At 62.8% G+C, this 16,975-nt stretch carries 13 protein-coding genes; 12 read left to right on the forward strand and 1 reads right to left on the reverse strand.

The genetic code is table 11. The features are described from left to right. Window positions 1-8: 8 nt before the first annotated feature. The 10 genes from NKI52_RS26960 to NKI52_RS27005 all read left to right on the forward strand — a co-directional run bounded on the left by NKI52_RS26960 (window position 9) and on the right by NKI52_RS27005 (window position 12,254). On the forward strand, window positions 9-788 hold the full coding sequence (locus NKI52_RS26960; protein ID WP_352647876.1) for an aspartate/glutamate racemase family protein: 780 nt from the start codon (window positions 9-11) through the stop codon (window positions 786-788). 106 nt (window positions 789-894) lie between these two features. Continuing rightward, window positions 895-1,602 (forward strand): GntR family transcriptional regulator, encoded by a 708-nt coding sequence (locus NKI52_RS26965; RefSeq protein WP_352621166.1) that lies wholly within the window; start codon window positions 895-897, stop codon window positions 1,600-1,602. Between the two features lie 1,682 nt (window positions 1,603-3,284). Beyond that, complete coding sequence (locus NKI52_RS26970) at window positions 3,285-4,724, forward strand: NAD(P)-binding domain-containing protein (RefSeq protein ID WP_352637657.1); 1,440 nt, start codon at window positions 3,285-3,287, stop codon at window positions 4,722-4,724. A 24-nt stretch (window positions 4,725-4,748) separates the two neighbouring features. After that, a complete protein-coding gene (locus NKI52_RS26975; RefSeq protein ID WP_352637659.1) occupies window positions 4,749-5,924 on the forward strand; it encodes an acyl-CoA dehydrogenase family protein in 1,176 nt (391 codons plus the stop codon). Between the two features lie 13 nt (window positions 5,925-5,937). Continuing rightward, the gene (locus tag NKI52_RS26980) at window positions 5,938-7,293 is read left to right on the forward strand and encodes an LLM class flavin-dependent oxidoreductase (RefSeq protein WP_352637661.1); all 1,356 of its coding nucleotides are present in this window, start codon (window positions 5,938-5,940) and stop codon (window positions 7,291-7,293) included. A 7-nt stretch (window positions 7,294-7,300) separates the two neighbouring features. Continuing rightward, on the forward strand, window positions 7,301-7,642 hold the full coding sequence (locus tag NKI52_RS26985) for a DUF3088 domain-containing protein (protein ID WP_352637662.1): 342 nt from the start codon (window positions 7,301-7,303) through the stop codon (window positions 7,640-7,642). Window positions 7,643-7,646: 4 nt separating this feature from the next. Then, window positions 7,647-8,828 (forward strand): acyl-CoA dehydrogenase family protein, encoded by a 1,182-nt coding sequence (locus NKI52_RS26990; RefSeq protein ID WP_352637664.1) that lies wholly within the window; start codon window positions 7,647-7,649, stop codon window positions 8,826-8,828. Then, complete coding sequence (locus NKI52_RS26995) at window positions 8,825-10,180, forward strand: LLM class flavin-dependent oxidoreductase (RefSeq protein ID WP_352647890.1); 1,356 nt, start codon at window positions 8,825-8,827, stop codon at window positions 10,178-10,180. Before NKI52_RS26990 ends, NKI52_RS26995 begins: the two co-directional genes overlap by 4 nt. 74 nt (window positions 10,181-10,254) lie before the next feature. Then, a complete protein-coding gene (locus NKI52_RS27000; RefSeq protein WP_352647892.1) occupies window positions 10,255-11,331 on the forward strand; it encodes an LLM class flavin-dependent oxidoreductase in 1,077 nt (358 codons plus the stop codon). A 62-nt stretch (window positions 11,332-11,393) separates the two neighbouring features. Beyond that, on the forward strand, window positions 11,394-12,254 hold the full coding sequence (locus tag NKI52_RS27005; RefSeq protein WP_352647894.1) for an NADPH-dependent oxidoreductase: 861 nt from the start codon (window positions 11,394-11,396) through the stop codon (window positions 12,252-12,254). A 31-nt stretch (window positions 12,255-12,285) separates the two neighbouring features. Here NKI52_RS27005 and gcvA read toward each other — a convergent pair whose 3' ends face one another. Further along, window positions 12,286-13,251 (reverse strand): transcriptional regulator GcvA, encoded by a 966-nt coding sequence (gcvA, locus tag NKI52_RS27010; protein ID WP_502897804.1) that lies wholly within the window; start codon window positions 13,249-13,251, stop codon window positions 12,286-12,288. 387 nt (window positions 13,252-13,638) lie between these two features. Between gcvA and NKI52_RS27015 the strand changes: the two genes are divergently transcribed. Then, window positions 13,639-15,234: an ABC transporter substrate-binding protein gene (locus NKI52_RS27015; RefSeq protein WP_023679442.1), complete on the forward strand. Its 1,596-nt coding sequence runs from the start codon at window positions 13,639-13,641 to the stop codon at window positions 15,232-15,234. A gap of 97 nt (window positions 15,235-15,331) precedes the next feature. Continuing rightward, a complete protein-coding gene (locus NKI52_RS27020; RefSeq protein WP_352622002.1) occupies window positions 15,332-16,927 on the forward strand; it encodes an ABC transporter substrate-binding protein in 1,596 nt (531 codons plus the stop codon). Window positions 16,928-16,975: the final 48 nt, after the last annotated feature.

Consider the following 16,975-nt stretch of genomic DNA (forward strand, 5'->3'; position numbering starts at 1 on the left):
TGATCGGCATGCGCATACTCGTCATCAATCCCAACACGACCGCATCGATGACCGCCAAGATCGGCAAGGTCGCGACGAGCGTCGCTTCTGCCGGGACGGAAATCGTTTCGGTGAATCCCGGCGATGGTCCGCCGAGCATCGAAGGCTATTACGACGAAGTCTTCGCTATTCCGGGTATCGTCGCCGAAATGAGCAAGGCGGCCGCTATCGATGCCTATGTCATCGCATGTTTCGACGATACCGGGCTGGACGCGGCACGTTGCGCCGCCGAGGCCCCGGTCATCGGCATCGGCGAGGCCGCCTTCCACCTCGCTAGTCTCGTCGCCGGCAAGTTCAGCGTCGTGACGACGCTCGCCCGCTCCGTCCCCGCGATCGAGCACAACCTGGCGAAATACGGCCTCGCGTCGCGCTGCGCGAAAGTCAGGTCGTCGGAAGTTGCCGTGCTCGATCTCGAACTGCCGGGCTCGGACGCCAGGGCCAGAATCTCGGACGAGATCGCGCGCGCCATCAACGAGGACAGGGCGGAGGCGATCGTTCTTGGCTGCGCAGGCATGGCCGATCTGGCAAGCAGCCTATCGGAGGAACACGGCGTTCCCGTACTCGACGGTGTCGCCTGCGCGGTCACCTTGGCAGAGAGCCTTTTCAGAGTCGGTCTGAGGACATCGAAGATTGGTGGCTACGCTGCTCCCCGCGGCAAACGGTTTTCGGGCATCTATGAATCGCTGTCTCCGGCGGGCGCTGCGGCAGCTATACCGCCGACCCAGAACGCGCCTGGCCCCACAAATTGAGATACTGTGTCCCGGGATTGACCGCCACGTAAGCGATACTAGATTGCATCGACCGTTGAGCTGTTTGGGATGAATCAGGCAGTATCGTGCCTGCGCGTTGAGAAGCATGTTGACAGTGCTCAGAGAAGAAGACCGCGACGAAAAACCGGCAGCCCGCTGGTCGCCGATTTACTATGGTCTGAGAGATGCCATCGTCAGCCACCGTCTCGCCCCTGGCACCAAGCTGCCGGAAGATGAGCTGGCGTCGATCTATTCGGTGAGCCGAACCGTCATTCGTGCCGCCCTGCAAGCTCTGGCTCATGACCGGTTGGCGCGGCTGGAGCCAAACCGCGGCGCCTTCGTGGCCCAGCCATCGACGGTGGAAGCGCGAGAGGTATTCGAGGCACGAGCGCTGATTGAACCAAAGGTGGCTTGGCTTGCCGCGAAGGCAGCAGTGCCATCCGACATTGCGCAGTTGCGGCAGCATCTCGAGAGGGAGCATGAAGCACTTCACGCCGGCCGGGACAGTGAGGCGATCATGCTGTCGGCACGTTTCCACGTAGGCGTCGCCGAAATCGCTGCACATTCGGTGTTCACCAAATTCGTTCGCGACCTTGTCTCTCATTCTTCTCTCATCATCGCACTCTACTGGAAACGGCGCGACGCGACCTGTGAGAAACACGCCCATCACGCTCTGGTCGATGCAATCGAAGCAGGGCGTAGTTCCCAAGCGGCCGACCTGATGACCAGCCATCTGGTCGACCTCCTGTCGGGGCTCGACCTCACAGACAAAATAGAAAAGTCAGACAACCTCTCGGATTTGCTTCGTCCGTAGAACAGGAGAGGACACAGCACTGCTGTACCCGAACAGCGCCAATTGCCGGCGCTGCCCGGATTATGGTCTCACGAGTTTTCGGCGCTTGATGCAGTGGGAGTGACGCCCAAGGAAACGGATCGAAAGAAGCGGGATTGGCAAGCGCGCTCCGCGCTAGCATAGTCCAGGCTCGTGAGATGGCGGTAGTTCAGGTCGCCGACCAAGTCCAGTGCCCAGATGTATTCCGCCCCCAATTGCTTCATTGACTAAGCTTGGGAAGAGGGCACTTCAATGAAGGGAAAGGTTCGGTCCCTGCGCAGGCTTACCTCGATGTGACGCGATTACTCCAATTGAAGAGGCTAAATGACTGAAGTGGTGGACTTTTTTGCGGACAGAATGACCGAGAGTGAGCGGGCAGGATCGAAGCGGATCGTAGCGTAGGGAAACATCGGATGCCGGCGCGCAGCATCGTGTCATGGCGTAGAAAAGGCGGGGCTCGCCGGGCTGAACGAAACCGCGAACTTATGTGTTGCAGATTGCCCTCAAAGCTACGCCAGAGCCCTCCGTCAGGATGCGGAAGCGTGATCGCGACCGCGCCGAGCGGATCCGGCTTGCCGGTGGCCCAAAGCCGACATTGAGGGAACGCGCCGTCTCGCTCGCTCTTGAGAACGGCGAAGTCCGGACAAAAGACCTGACCGACATCGGCGTTCCTCGCTGCTACCTCGCCCGCATGTGCAAGGAAAGCTTGCTCGTGAAGGTGGGCTATGGGAGCTACCGTGTGGCAGTTCCCAAACAGGGCCTCAAGCTAGTCCGCCATGCAGCTTAATTCGGGCTGCCGCATCTGCTATGTCGTTGACGATCGCTGCGCGCGCCTCGGCGCTGTCGCGCTTATCAAGTGCTGCAAGAAGCTTCTCATGATGCCTCACCGGGCGGCCGCGGAATACTGGCGCGCGCTGTGCCATTTGGTGCTGACGAAGCGGTTGTGACATGTTCGGCAGCCCGCGGGATAGGGCCGCGATGTTCGACTGTCTGGCTGTCGCGGTACCATACGGAACGATACGGGAAGATTTCCGACTTTGGCCCACGAAAAAGCCAATGAAATCAACAATCTTGGTACATCCTCCGGGCCCACCATATTATTACATATCAATATGTTACGCTTAATTCTTCGGGTTTGAATTGAGCGCTGTCGGGTAAATCCGTGACTTTTAGCGAAATGATTTTGGGCCCGTTCGTCGATTTTCTCCGTCTCGTTGATGGCACCCGTCACAGGTAGCTCAACACTCCCGGCTTCAAAAGACCCTTCAGCGATGCGTACGGCAATCGGCGGCAACGACGTGCAATTAGGCGGGTTCTGAACTCGGCCGTAGTCTCAAAATGCCCTTGTGCGGAGCAAAGTGTGGATCCATCCGCTTGCAGGTTCATGACCCTTCGCCAATCGCCGCTCCAGTCGCGAGCGGAATACCGGCACCAATTGCACCGGCCGCGGCGGTCCGTAGACCGCGGCTGCGGCCCGGTCATCCGCTGGCCGGGTAGTATCGCGTCTCCTGGAAGCTCCGATCTCCATTTGCCCGATGGCGCTCCCGATTGTGAAATCGGATGCAAGTGAAAAAAACTACCGGGCAATCAAAGCAGACATTTCTGGACTGTTTGCCGACTGGGGCGGAGTTTGGCGCGACGCTTGAACTTCAGCCGGAGCCCAAATGGCTTTACCATCCGATCCAGATTTCCACGCCCATGAAACACTTCGGCTGATCGGCCCTGATCCGCAGAACTGGGTGCCGGACCGCGAGGGCATCAACCACAATGTCTTCATCGTCGGCGGCGGGCAGACGGGCGCCACCTTTGCCTTCGCGTTGAGGCGCGCCGGCATCGGCAAGGTTACGGTCATCGATGCCGCGCCGGACGAGAGCAAGGCTGGCATCTGGCTCTCCCATGCGCGGATGAACCGGTTGCGAACGCCAAAGGGCTTGCCGGGGCCGGAACTCGGCTTGCCGGGCTTGAGTTTTCAGTCCTGGTACGAAGCCCGCCACGGTGCGGAAGCCTATGCCGGTTTCGACCGCATCGTACGGACGGATTGGGCGAACTACCTGAAATGGTATCGCGACTTTCTCGGCATCGGCATTCGTTACGGCACACGTCTCATTCGCATCGAGCCGGCTGGCGGGCATTTTCGCCTGCACCTCGAAGCCGACGGCACGCCATCGGTCGAAACGGCGCGCAAGATCATTCTGGCCAATGGATTTGGCGGCAGCGGCGGTCCAGTGATACCGGCGGTACTTGCCGCCTTGCCGCAGGGCCTTGTCGCACACAGTTCGGCGGCAATCGATTTTGCCTCGCTCAAGGGAAAGGCAATCGCTGTCGTCGGGTCGGCGGCTTCGGCATTCGATGCGGCCGGAGCTGCCCTTGAGGCCGGCGCGAAATCGGTGCGTCTGTTCGCCAGACGCACCAGCATCGCCAGCGTGCCGATCAACCGCGTGCGCGGCTATCCCGGGGCCTATGACAATTATCCGCTGCTGCCCGTTGCGGTGCGCTGGCGCCAGGCGCTGCGCTTCCGCGAGGCCGGTTCGACGCCACCGCTCGATGCGGTGGAGCGGGCGGTGCGGCACCAGAATTTTCATCTCCATCTCGGTGCCCCCTGGACAAATGCGGATGTCGAAGACGGCAAGGTCGTCACCGAGATCGCCGGCGAAACATTTGCCTTCGACTTCGTCATCGCCGGTACCGGCTATTTTGCCGACCCGACCCGCAAGCCGGAACTTGCCGATTTCGCCACCGCCATCCGGCTATGGCGCGACCAGTACGCGCCGTCGGAAGCAGAGCGGGATGAGTTTTTCGGCGCCCATCCTTATCTCGGCCTCGGCCATGAATTTCTCGAGAAGGCGCCGGGGGAGGCGCCATTCCTGAGGAATATCCATGTCTTCAATCCCGGCGGCTTTGTCAGTTTCGGCCTGCCGATCGGCGATGTGCCGTCGATCAGGCGCGATGTGCCGGCTGTGGTCGCGCGCATCAGCCGCGATCTCTTCCTCGCCGATCTCGACAGCCATGAGAGTCGCATAACCGGGAGCCATCCGGCCGAGTTCGGCGAAGACGCCTATGCCGCTTCCGTCTGGCGGCCGGCGCGGACGATCGCGGCGGAATAGACGCATTTCCATGGACAAACGCCGATGACCTTCAGCCCTGACCTTTCCGACCCGTTCGTCGCCACGGCGGTCGAACTGCGCGATATCTTCGATCGGGATGCCGTGGCGCGCGACAAGGCCGGCGGGCGGCCGGTCGAGCAAATCCGTCTGCTGAAGGAAAGCGGCCTGCCGTCGGCGCAGATTCCCAAGCGCTATGGCGGCAAGGGCGCACCCTGGCTGTCGGTGCTGCGCGTCGTGCGCGAATTCGCCCGCACCGACGGCTCGCTCGCCCATCTCTACGGCTACCATCATCTGCCGCTCAACGGCGTGCTGTTTCGCGGGACCGAGGCGCAGAAGGACCGACTGCTGAAACGCTCGGCAAGGGAGAACTGGGTCTGGGGCAATTCCGGCAACGCCATGTCGAAGACGTCGACGGCCAGGCGCAACGGCACGGGCTGGATCCTGAGCGGCTTTCGGCCCTTTTCTTCCGGTTCGCACATCGCTGACTATATCCAGGTCGCCTGGGAGGACGGTCAGGACCGGCTGGCAGCCGCAATCCCGGCTGACCGTGAGGGCATCGTCATTGAGGACGACTGGGACGGCGTCGGACAGCGCCAGACGGGTTCCGGCAAGGTCACCTTCAAGGACGTGCATGTCGGTGATGACGAACTGATTGGCTCGCCCGCGGTGCCGCTGACGCCATTCCAGACGCTGACGTCACTGTTCCAGCAGGCGGTCCTGCTCAACCTGTTCGTCGGCAGCGCGCAAGGAGCGCTGAGCGAAGGCCGCGACTATACGGTCTCGCAATCGCGCCCCTGGGTCTATTCCGGCTATGAGAAACATACCGACGATCCGTTCGTGCAACGCAAATATGGCGACCTCTATATCCGCACGCTCGCCGCGGCCGAACTGGCCGATATAGCGGCATGCAGCCTCGATGCCGCCTATGGCCAGGGCGAGGCGTTGACCCTGGAGCAGCGCGGGCAGACGGCGATCGATCTCGCCACCGCCAATGTCTACGCTGGACAAATCGGCCTCGATGCGTCGAGCGAGGTTTTCGAGGTGATGGGCGCCCGCTCAGCCACCAAGGCCAACGGCTACGACAGGTTCTGGCGCAACGTGCGCACGCACACGCTGCACAATCCGGCCGAATACAAGAAGCGCACGATCGGCACCTGGTTGCTGACCGGGGAATTCCCGGTCGGCGGATTGTATCGCTGAGGAGGCGCGGAACATGGCCAGCCGCAAGGACAAGGTCAAGCTTGGAGCCTTTCTTCTCTTCACCGGCCACCATGTCGCAGCCTGGCGCCACCCGGAGGCAGGAGAAGGGACCAGCCTCAACGACTATGTCGAGCTGGCCCGGCTGGCGGAAGCAGCCAAGTTCGACACGATCTTCTTCGCCGACGGCGTGGCGGCGCGGCTGAAGGATCTGGAGGCCGCCAGCCGCAAGGCGCATAGCGGCGTCTATCCGTTCGAGCCGATCACGCTGCTGTCGGCACTGTCGGCTGTGACCAGGAATATCGGCCTCATCGCCACGGCGTCGACCAGTTTTTCCGATCCCTACAATCTGGCCCGCCAGTTCGCGTCGCTCGACCATCTGAGCGGCGGGCGGGCCGGCTGGAATCTGGTCACTTCGTCCGATCCGGAGGCAGCGTTCAATTTCGGTCACGAGACGCATATCCAGCATGGCGAGCGCTACGACCGCGCCGAGGAATTCGCCGATGTCGTGCTCGGCCTGTGGGACAGCTGGGAAGATGACGCCTTCCCGCGCGACAGAGCAAGCGGGCGCTATTTCGACAAGGACAAACTGCATGTGCTGAACCACAAGGGCCAGCACTTCAAGGTGCGTGGTCCCCTGAACACGCCGCGAACGCCGCAAGGCCATCCGGTCGTGGTCCAGGCCGGGGCGTCGGGTCCGGGCAAAGAGCTGGCGGCTCGTACCGCGGAAGCGATTTTCGCGGCGCAGATCACGCTCGACGAAGCCACCGCCTTCTATGCCGACGTCAAGGGCAGGCTCGGCAAATATGGCCGCTCGGAGGATGACCTGAAAGTCCTGCCAGGCATTTTCCCGGTCGTCGGCCGCACCGAAGCCGAGGCGCGGGAGAAGTTCGAACAGCTGCAGGATCTCATCCAGCCGGAAGTCGGCCTCGGTCTGGTCTCGGCGCTGGCCGGCGGCTTCGACCTCAGCGCCTATCCGCTCGACGGGCCGGTGCCGGATTTGCCGGAGACCAATGCCGGCAAGAGCCGGCAGGCTCTGGTGATCGATCTGGCGCGACGCGAGAATCTGACGATCCGGCAGCTCTATCTGCGCATCGCCGGCGCCCGCGGCCACTGGCAAGTGGTCGGCACGCCGCAACAGATCGCCGACATCATGGAAGAGCGGTTCGAGAATTACGGTGCCGACGGCTTCAACATCATGGCGCCGATCATGCCCGGCGGCCTGAAGGATTTCATCGAGCTGGTGGTGCCGGAACTGCGCCGCCGTGGCCTGTTCCGCGATGAGTATGAGGGCAGCACCTTGCGCGACAATCTCGGCCTGAAGCGGCCGGCAAACCGCTTTTCGCGGCATGCCGCGGCGGCTGCGGAGTAGGCCGGCAATGGCGCGCGACACGCTCTTTCTCATCCAGCCGGGTTTCGCCGACCCAAAGCAGCCGGGCCAGACGTTCGTCTGCCCCTATTGCAACCAGGTTGAGGGATTGCTCGCTGCCTTTCCCGATCTCGCCAGCAGACTAGACGTCGAACGCGTCCCGTTCGCAAGGCCGAGGGGCAAGGTGATCGACGCGCTCGGCGAACGGCACCAGTCGCTGCCGGTGCTGATCATCGGCAGCGATCCGCCCGCCGACTTGCCGAGGGCCAAGGGCAAGGTCTTCGCCGATGACACCAGGCGCATTCTCGCACTGCTTGCCGAGCGCCACGGCTTCCCGCATCTGCATGAGTGAGACGATGACCTTCGATCCCGATACGTCCAATCCATGGATCGCCAAGGCGGTCGAGCTGCGCGACATCTTTGCCCGCGATGCGGTCGAGCGCGACCAGCTTGGCGGCAGGCCTACCGAACAGATCCGTCTGCTCAAGCAAAGCGGCCTGCTCACCATCGTCATCCCCAAGGAATTCGGCGGCGCCGGCGAACCCTATTCGACAGCGCTGAAGATCGGGCGCGAGTTCGCCAAGGTCGACGGCTCGATCGGCCATATCTATGGCTACCATTTCAGCGCGCTGATCGCCGCCAGGCTCAATTCGGACGAACCGCGCTCAGCCGATCTGCTACGGCGTTCGGCTGCCGGCGACTGGTTCTGGGGCAACACCGGCAACAGTTTTTCCAAAACGCTGTTCGGCCGCAAAGATGGCGAGTGGACGATCGTCAACGGCTTCAAACCCTTCGCCTCCGGCTCGCATGTCGCCGACTATCTTTCGACCTCGTGGGAAGACGAGGTCAGCGGCGAGAGGAAATTCGCGGCGATCCCGGCGAACCGCGAAGGCATCACCGTTCTCGACGACTGGGACGGCATCGGCCAGACGCAGACCGGCAGCGGCAAGGTCGCCTACAAGGACGTCAGGATCCACGACAGCGAGTTGGTGCGCGGTTGGGTCGACGCGTCGTTGCCAATCCGCACCATCGGCCCGCTGCAGCAGCAGAGCGTGTTGCTCAATGTCTTTGTCGGCACGGCCCAGGGCGCGCTGCTGGCGGCGCGAGATTATACGCTCAATAGTTCGCGGCCGTGGATGTATTCCGGCGTCGAGCGCCATATCGACGATCCATGGATCAAGCGGCAGTATGGCGAGCTCTGGGTCAAGACGCGGGCGGCGACGGCGCTGGCCGATCGCGCGGGGGCGGCGATCGATCATGCGATCGCGCGCGGCAAGGCGCTGACCGAGCAAGAACGCGGTGAGGCGGCGGTTGCCGTCGCCGCGGCCAATGTGCTGGCAGGCGATGTCGCGCTCGAAGTCACGACCGAGATATTCGAGGTGATGGGTGCCCGCTCCGCAGTGCGCAAATACGGCTTCGACCGCTTCTGGCGCAACGCACGCATTCACACCTTGCACAACCCTGCCGAATACAAGACCCGCACCGTCGGCACCTGGTATCTGACCGGCGCTTATCCCGAGCCCGGCGTCTTTCGATGAGCGGCCGGCAGCTCCATCTCAACGTCAACGTCCTGCATGCCGGCTTCTCGCCGGCGGCATGGCGGATGGACGGCGTCGACCCCTATGCCGCCTTCACCGTCGACCACTATGTACAGGTGGCGAAGATCGCAGAGCGCGCAAAGCTCGACGCCGTATTCCTTGCCGACCAGGCGGCGATATCGGACCGCATTGACTATCGTCCGATCACGTCGCTGGAGCCGACCATCGTGCTGGCGACGGTAGCCGCCGCAACCGAGCGCATCGGCCTGATCGCCACGGTATCGACCAGCTTCAACGAGCCCTACAATATCGCCAGGCGCTTCGCGACGCTCGACCATGTCAGCGGCGGACGCATCGGCTGGAACATCGTCACCACGGCCGATCCCGCCTCGGCCCGCAATTTCGGCCTCAACGGTGCCATCGATCATGGCCGGCGCTACGAGCGGGCGGCGGAATTCGCTGACATCGTCAAGGCATTGTGGGACAGCTGGGAGGACGATGCCTTCATCGGTGATGTCGCCAGCGGGCGCTTCGTCGATGCCACCAAGGTTCACGCCATCGACCACAAGGGCGCACATTTCTCGGTGCACGGGCCGCACAATGTGCCGCGTTCGCCGCAAGGGCATCCGGTGGTCGTCCAGGCCGGCGGGTCCGATGACGGCAAGGACCTCGCCGCCCGCCACGCCGAAGCCGTGTTTTCCGCATCGCAATCTTTCGAGGAAGCGCTCGGCTATGCGCGGGAACTTAAGGCGCGTGCCGTCGCCTATGGCCGCACCGGCGGCGTGCCGCTCAACCTCGCCGGCCTAGCCACCATCATCGGCAGCACAGAGGCGGAAGCGGAGCGGCGGCAAGAAGAGCTGTGGGATCGCATTCCGCTCGACTACAGCCTTGGGCGGCTGTCCGGCGTGCTCGGCATCGACCGCGAGCGGCTGAAGCTCGACGAGAAGCTGCCAGAAGGGATTCAACTGCCCCCCAATGGCGGCCACACCTTCTTCAAGGCCACGCTCGCGCTCGCGCGCAGCAACGATTTCACCGTTCGCCAGCTGATCCGGGCGCTGAACGGCAGCACCGGCCACCGCACCATCGTCGGCACGCCCGAGCAGATCGCCGACGACATCGAAAGATGGTTTGTCGCCGGCGCCGCCGACGGTTTCAACCTGATGCCGGACGTCCTGCCGACCGGACTGGAGGTCTTTGTCGACACGGTGGTGCCGATCCTACGCCGGCGTGGCCTGTTCCGCAGCGAATATGAAGCGCGCACGCTGCGCGACCACCTCGGCCTTATCAGGCCCGAAAGCCGCTTTGCACCGCAGCCGCGCAAGGCGCCAGGGCTGCAAGGGGCAGCCTTTTGAATGATCATCAAAATGCAGCTGAGCGGAAGGTCCTGCCATTGACCTGCATGCCCGACAAAAATACAGGCCCGAGAATGAGCGCTGATACCGAGTTTCTTTGGTACATCCCGAACCAGGTCGATCCCGGTCATCGCGGCGAGCCGGCCGTCGAGGACCACAACAGCCTGGAGACGCTGACCAGCCACGCGAAGGCGCTTGAGGAACACGGTTGGAAGGGCGCGCTGATCGGTACCGGCTGGGGGCGGCCCGACACGTTCACCGTCGCCGCCTCGCTCGCCGCGCGGACCACCTCCTTCGAACCGCTCATCGCGATCCGCCCGGGTTACTGGCGGCCGGCGCACTTCGCATCCGCGGTCGCCACGCTCGACCAGCTGATCGCCGGGCGCGTGCGTATCAACATAGTGTCGGGCAAGGACAACCTCGCTGCGTATGGCGACAGCGAAGGCGAGCAGAACCATCGCTATGCCCGCACCGGAGAGTTCATGCGGCTGGTCCGCAGACTTTGGACCGAAGAGAACGTGACCTTTGCGGGCGAGCACTTCCAGGTCACCGGGTCTACCGTCATGCCCCGCATTCCTGTGCGTGGCGATCGTCGCCATCCGAAGCTCTATTTCGGCGGCGCGTCGGAGGCGGCCGAGCGGGTGTCGGCCAGCGAGGCGGATGTCCAGCTCTTCTGGGGCGAGCCGCTCGACGGCGTCCGGGAGCGGATCGAGCGGCTCAAAGCCTTGAGCAGCGAACTCGACCGAGACCTCCCGCCTCTGGAATTCGGGTTGCGGGTCACCACGCTGGTCCGCGACACCACTGGCCAGGCCTGGGCGGACGCCGAGGCGAAGGTCGAGGAGATGGCCAAGGGCCAAGGCGCCGGCTGGAACGATCACGGTCGGGCGGTAGCGGTGGGCCAGCAGCGTCTGCTTGATCTGCACGCGCGTGGCGAGGTGCTGGACGACAACCTCTATACTGCGCCGGGCAAATATGGCGGCGGCGGTGCCGGTACCACCTGGCTGGTCGGCTCGGCCGCCGACGTCGCCCACTCGCTCGGCAGGTACGGGGATCTGGGCATCACGCATTTCGTGCTCTCGGACACGCCGTACCTTTCCGAGATCAAGCGGCAAGGCGATCAGTTGCTTCCGCTATTGCGCAATGGGGCCTAAGCCGCGCTTCTTGAACCGGCAAGGGCCGGCGAGGGAAGCCAGATTGCCAAGTAGGGAAGACGATGTCACAGCCGGCCGCCTTCAGCATCCGCCCTTCCGACGCCGACCTGCGTGGTGAAGCGGCGCTGCGGCGGCGTTACCGGGCGCCGCAACATACGCACACCGGAAACTGGAACGAAGCCCTCGAGGCGATCCTTTCGCATCGCTCGGTCCGCAACTATCTCGCCAGGCCTCTGCCCGAAGGAATGCTCGAACTGATCATCGCGGCCGCCCAGTCGGCACCGACCTCGTCCAATCTCCAGGCGTGGAGTGTCGTCGTCGTCGAGGATCCGGCGCGCAAGGCGCGGCTTGCCGGACTGGCGGCGATCAATCGCCATATCGAGCAGGCGCCACTGCTGCTGGTCTGGCTGGCCGACCTGTCGCGGCTGCGCGCCATAGCCGAGGCAAACGGCCGGGAGGGCGAGGGGCTCGACTATCAGGAGAGTTTTCTGCTGGCCGTGATCGACGCCGCACTTGCCGCGCAGAATGCCGTGGTGGCGATCGATGCGCTCGGGCTCGGCTCCTGCTACATCGGCGCCATGCGCAATCATCCGCAGGAGGTGGCACGCGAACTCGGTCTGCCGCCGGAAACCGTGGCGGTGTTCGGCCTGACCGTCGGCTATCCCGATCTCCTGGCTGCGACTGACATCAAGCCCAGACTGCCGCAGGCTGTGGTGCTGCACCGCGAGCGCTATCGATCAGAGCCCGATCCGGACGATCTTGCAGCCTACAACCAGAGGCTTCGTTTATTCCAGCAGGAGCAGGCGATGCCTGTGGTGGACTGGACAGAGTTGCTTTCGAACCGCATCGGCAGCAAAGCAGCGCTGAAAGGCCGTGATCGCCTGGGCGAAGTGCTGAAGGCCCTGGGCTTCAAGCTCAAATAGGCGCGCGCCTGCTCGCGAGACCGAGGCGGGGCTATTCGGCGGCGATGATGGCGATGCGCGCCGGCAGCGCCGCCGGCGGCGTGAAGTCGAGCGCGCCAAGCCTCCGCGCCTCGGCCTTCAGCCAGCCATGGAAGCGCTCGACTGTCGCCAGCTTCGCCTTGTGCGGTGTCGTCGCGAAATAATAGGAAAACTCGACCGGCTGCGGTGAGCCGAACGGACTGACCAGCCGCCCTGCGGCAAGGTCAGGCTCGGCCAGCCGGAATTTGCCGAGACCGATGCCCTTGCCGGCAGCAGCAGCGTCGAGCACCAGTGACGATTGGCTAAGCCGTATACCGCCCTCGACAAAGCGGCCAGACAGGCCGTTGGATCTCAGCCAGCCCTTCCAGTCAGGGCAGCTTGGATCGCGTTCCGGACCGTCCTCATGCAGGATCGGTGCGTCACGCAGCCCCTCCGGCCCGCGATAGAGACCGTGCATGCGGGCAAATTCCGGGCTGCAGACGGGGAGCACCGCTTCCGAAAAAAGCCGTTCCGTCAGCAGGCCGCTATAGGCGCCCGACCCGTAGCGGATGACGCAGTCGACGTCTTCGCTGGCAAAGTCGGCAAGCCTGGTCGATGCGTTGACCAGCACTTCTAGGCCGGGTACCGCGTCGCGCAGTGCGTCGAGGCGCGGGATCAGCCATTTGCTGGCGAAGGAGGGCGCGACCGACACTTTGATCGGCGCATCCTCCTCGTCGCCGGAAATCCGCGCGACCGACTCGACAACGACGTCGAAAGCCTCGGTGAGGCCGGGCATCAGCGCCTGGCCGGCCGACGTCAGCAGAAGCTCGCCGCGGTTGCGATGGAACAGCGGTTGACCGAGGTGATCCTCGAGCAGGCGGATCTGCTGGCCGATGGCGGCAGGCGTCACATGGAGTTCTTCGGCCGCCCGCGTAAAGCTCAGGTGGCGGGCGGTTGCGACAAAAGCGCGAAGCGACGTCAGCGGCGGAAGCCTCGCCAACGTCGGCCGCAGCTTCCTTGATTTTGCGCGAATGAGATCGACCATAGAGCGCATTCAACACGTTCAGGCCGGGCGCGACGAGGGCGGGCTTTGCGCTAAAGTGCTCGGTGGAAAATTTCGTTTGCCGCAGCGTCGCGGCAGCGGGAACGGAAATCTAAAAAATCGTAATGTCTACAATTCTTGTAGAAATAAGATCGGAGCGCTGATTTGGGCGTCGAGCAGCGTTGCCAGATCCTGGAATGAAACGGTCGTGCGAAGCGGTGCTTTCGGCAGACGATAGAAAATCATTCTTCCGGTTTTGCGGCGTGGCAGAGATCATCGCGTCGAGGCGCCGGAGTGTGTTCGGCCGCCGGATGCCATCGAAGCCGTTTTCCGGAGCTCAAGGCCATGTCTGTCAATCGTCGTCATTTCAACCAGCTGCTGTTGCTTGGCGGTGCGAGCTTCGCATTGCCCGGGGTTTCCTTCGCTGCCGAAGGAACGCCGGTCCAGGGTGGCACGCTCAACTGGGCCTACTATCCCGACCCCACGTCGCTGATTGCAATCAACACCTCGTCGGGCACCGGCCAGGCGATCGGTCCCAAGGTGAATGAAGGTCTGCTTGATTTCGCCTATGACCTCAGCCCGAAACCGCTGCTGGCGACGGAGTGGTCGATCAGCGATGACGGCCTGCGCTACACCTTCAAACTGCGCGAGGGCGTCAAATGGCATGACGGCAAGGACTTCACGTCGGAAGACGTTGCCTTCACCATCTTCCGGCTGAAGGAGGCGCATCCGCGCGGCCGCATCACCTACCAAAACGTGACCGCGGTCGAGACGCCCGATCCGCACACCGCCATCATCGTGCTTTCAAAGCCGGCGCCCTATCTGATCACGGCACTGAGCAGCTCGGAATCACCGATTGTGCCGAAGCACGTCTACGAAACGTTCAAGCCGGCGGAACAGCCGAAGCTCGAACAGACGATCGGCACCGGTCCCTTCATTCTCAAGGAATGGGTGCCCGGCAGCCATCTGATCTTCGACCGCAATCCGGATTATTGGGACGCGCCTCGGCCCTACCTCGACCGCATCGTCCTGCACGTCATCCTCGACCCGGCCGCACGTTCGGCGGCTCTTGAAACCGGCGAGATCGATATCGGCGCCAATCCCGTGCCGCTGGCCGACATCGAACGGCTGAAGGCAAACCCCGCTCTGGTCGTCGACACCAACACCTACGCCTATTCCGGCCCACAGCAGCAATTGTTCTTCAACTACGAGAACGAAATCCTGACCAAGCGCGATGTGCGCCTTGCCATCGCCCACGCAATCGACCTGCAGAAGCTGGTCGACATCGCGCTCTACGGTTATGCGCAGGTATCGCCGAGCCCGATCAGCACGGCGCTGCCCAAATGGTATGACCGCAGCATCAAGGCGCGCGAGCCCGATACCAAACTGGCGGAGAAGCTGCTCGACGACGCCGGCTATCCGCGTGGCGCCGATGGCACGCGCTTCAAGCTCCGGCTTGCCTACAACGCGTTCCTGCCGGCGTCCTATGCCGATTTCATCAAGCAGTCGTTGGCGACGGTCGGCATCGATGCCGAGATCCTCAAGCTTGACCTGTCGACGTTCCTGAAGACCGTCTACACCGACCGCGCCTGGGACCTGGTGGTCGAGTCGCTGTCGAACACCTTCGATCCGACGCTCGGCGTCCAGCGCGCCTACTGGTCGAAGAACTTCAAGATCGGCCTCGTCTTCTCCAACGCTAGCCACTATGCAAACCCCAAGGTTGACCAGATCCTCGAAGCCGCGGCAATCGAGCCCGACGAGACCAAGCGGCGCGAGCTCTGGCACAAATTCCAGCACATCATCCATGACGACGTGGTGTCGGTCGATCTGGTCGCCGCCGGCGCCCAGATCGTCGCCAACAAGAAGGTCCGGGATTTTGCGCCCGGCGCTCAGGGGATCAACAACAGCTTCGCGCAGATATGGCTCGCGCCAAACGCCTAAGCGTTCTGCAAGCCCTCTGGTTGGGACCGGCGCGTGAAAACGACGATCCCGACTTTTCTCCATGAAAGATAAATCGCGCCAATTCGGAGTACCGACCATGACCATCAACCGACGCCTGTTCAATCAGTTCCTGCTGCTGGCCGGCGCGAGTGCAGCACTTCCCGCCGGGGCATTCGCAGAAGACGCAAAGCCGGTGGCCGGAGGCACGCTCAACTTCGTCTACTATCCCGAGCCCAACCAGATCGTTTCCATCAACACCAGCGCTGGCGGACCGGCCACCATCGGTCCGAAGATTTTCGACGGCCTGCTCGCCTACGACTACGATCTCAATCCGCGACCGCAACTGGCCACCGAATGGTCGATCAGCGACGACGGGCTCGAATACGTCTTCAAGCTGCGCCAGGGGGTGAAGTTTAGCGATGGCCATGATTTGACCTCCGAGGACGTGGCCTTTTCGATCTCCCGGCTGCGCGAAGCGCATCCGCGCGGGCGCATCACCTTCCAGAACGTCACCGACATCGACACGTCGGACCCGTATATCGTAAAGATCAAATTGTCGAAGCCGTCCGCCGCCCTGATTTCGGGGCTGGCCGCCACGGAATCGCCTGTCGTGCCCAAACACATTTACGAGAAGCTGAAGCCGGCTGACGATCCGTCCTTCGAGCAGATCATCGGCAGCGGGCCGTTCGTGCTGAAGGAATGGGTGAAGGGCAGCCACATCCTCGTCGAAAAGAACCCGACCTATTGGGATGCGCCTAAACCCTATCTCGACCGGATCATTTTCCGCTTCATCACCGATCCGGGCGCGCGCGCCGCGGCGCTCGAAACGGGCGAGGTCGACATCGGACCGAACCCTGTGGCCTTCGCCGATCTGGAGCGTTTCAACGCGCTGCCGCAATTCGTCGTCGACAGCACGGTCTTCACCTATAGCGGCCCGCTGCACCAACTGATCATCAACCTCGAAAACCCGATCCTGAAGGAGAAGAAGGTCCGTCAGGCAATCGCGCACGCGATCGACCTCGACGCGGTCAATGCAATCGTGTTTTACGGTTATGGCCAAGTCTCGCCGACGCCGATCAGCGTCGTCAACAAGAAGTATTTCGACCCCGACGTAAAGGCCGCGACCGTCGATACGGCATTGTCGGAAAAACTGCTCGACGAGGCCGGCTTCAAGCGGGGAGCGGACGGCATTCGCTTCAAGCTCAGGCTCACCAACAATCCCTACAACCCGTGGGGCTATGCCGACTTCCTCAAGCAGGCATTGGCCAAGATAGGCATCGATGCCGAGATCGAAAAATTCGACTTCGGAACCTATGTCAAAACCATCTACACCGATCGCACCTGGGACCTGTCGACGGAATCCTGCGGCAACATCTTCGATCCGAGCGCCGGCGCACAGCGGCTCTACTGGTCGAAGAACATCAAGAAAGGGCTGCCGTTCTCCAACGGCGCGCACTATGAGAACCCGGAGGTTGACCGTTTGCTGGAAGCCGCATCGGTCGAGCTCGACGAGGCCAAGCGCAAGCAACTCTTCTTCAAGTTCCAGGAGATCATCGCCGACGAGTTGCCGATCATCAATCTGATCGCGCCACCCACCATCATCATCGCCCGCAAAACCGTCAAGAACTACGCGCCTGGCGCCGAAGGCCTGTCAGCGAATTTCGCCGACGCCTATCTCGACCCGAACGCCTAAATCTGCCGGGCAATCATGAGAGAAGGGCCGCATCGAGCTGCGGCCCTT

Source organism: Mesorhizobium sp. M0590, from assembly GCF_040320905.1.
Taxonomy (GTDB): Bacteria; Pseudomonadota; Alphaproteobacteria; order Rhizobiales; family Rhizobiaceae; genus Mesorhizobium.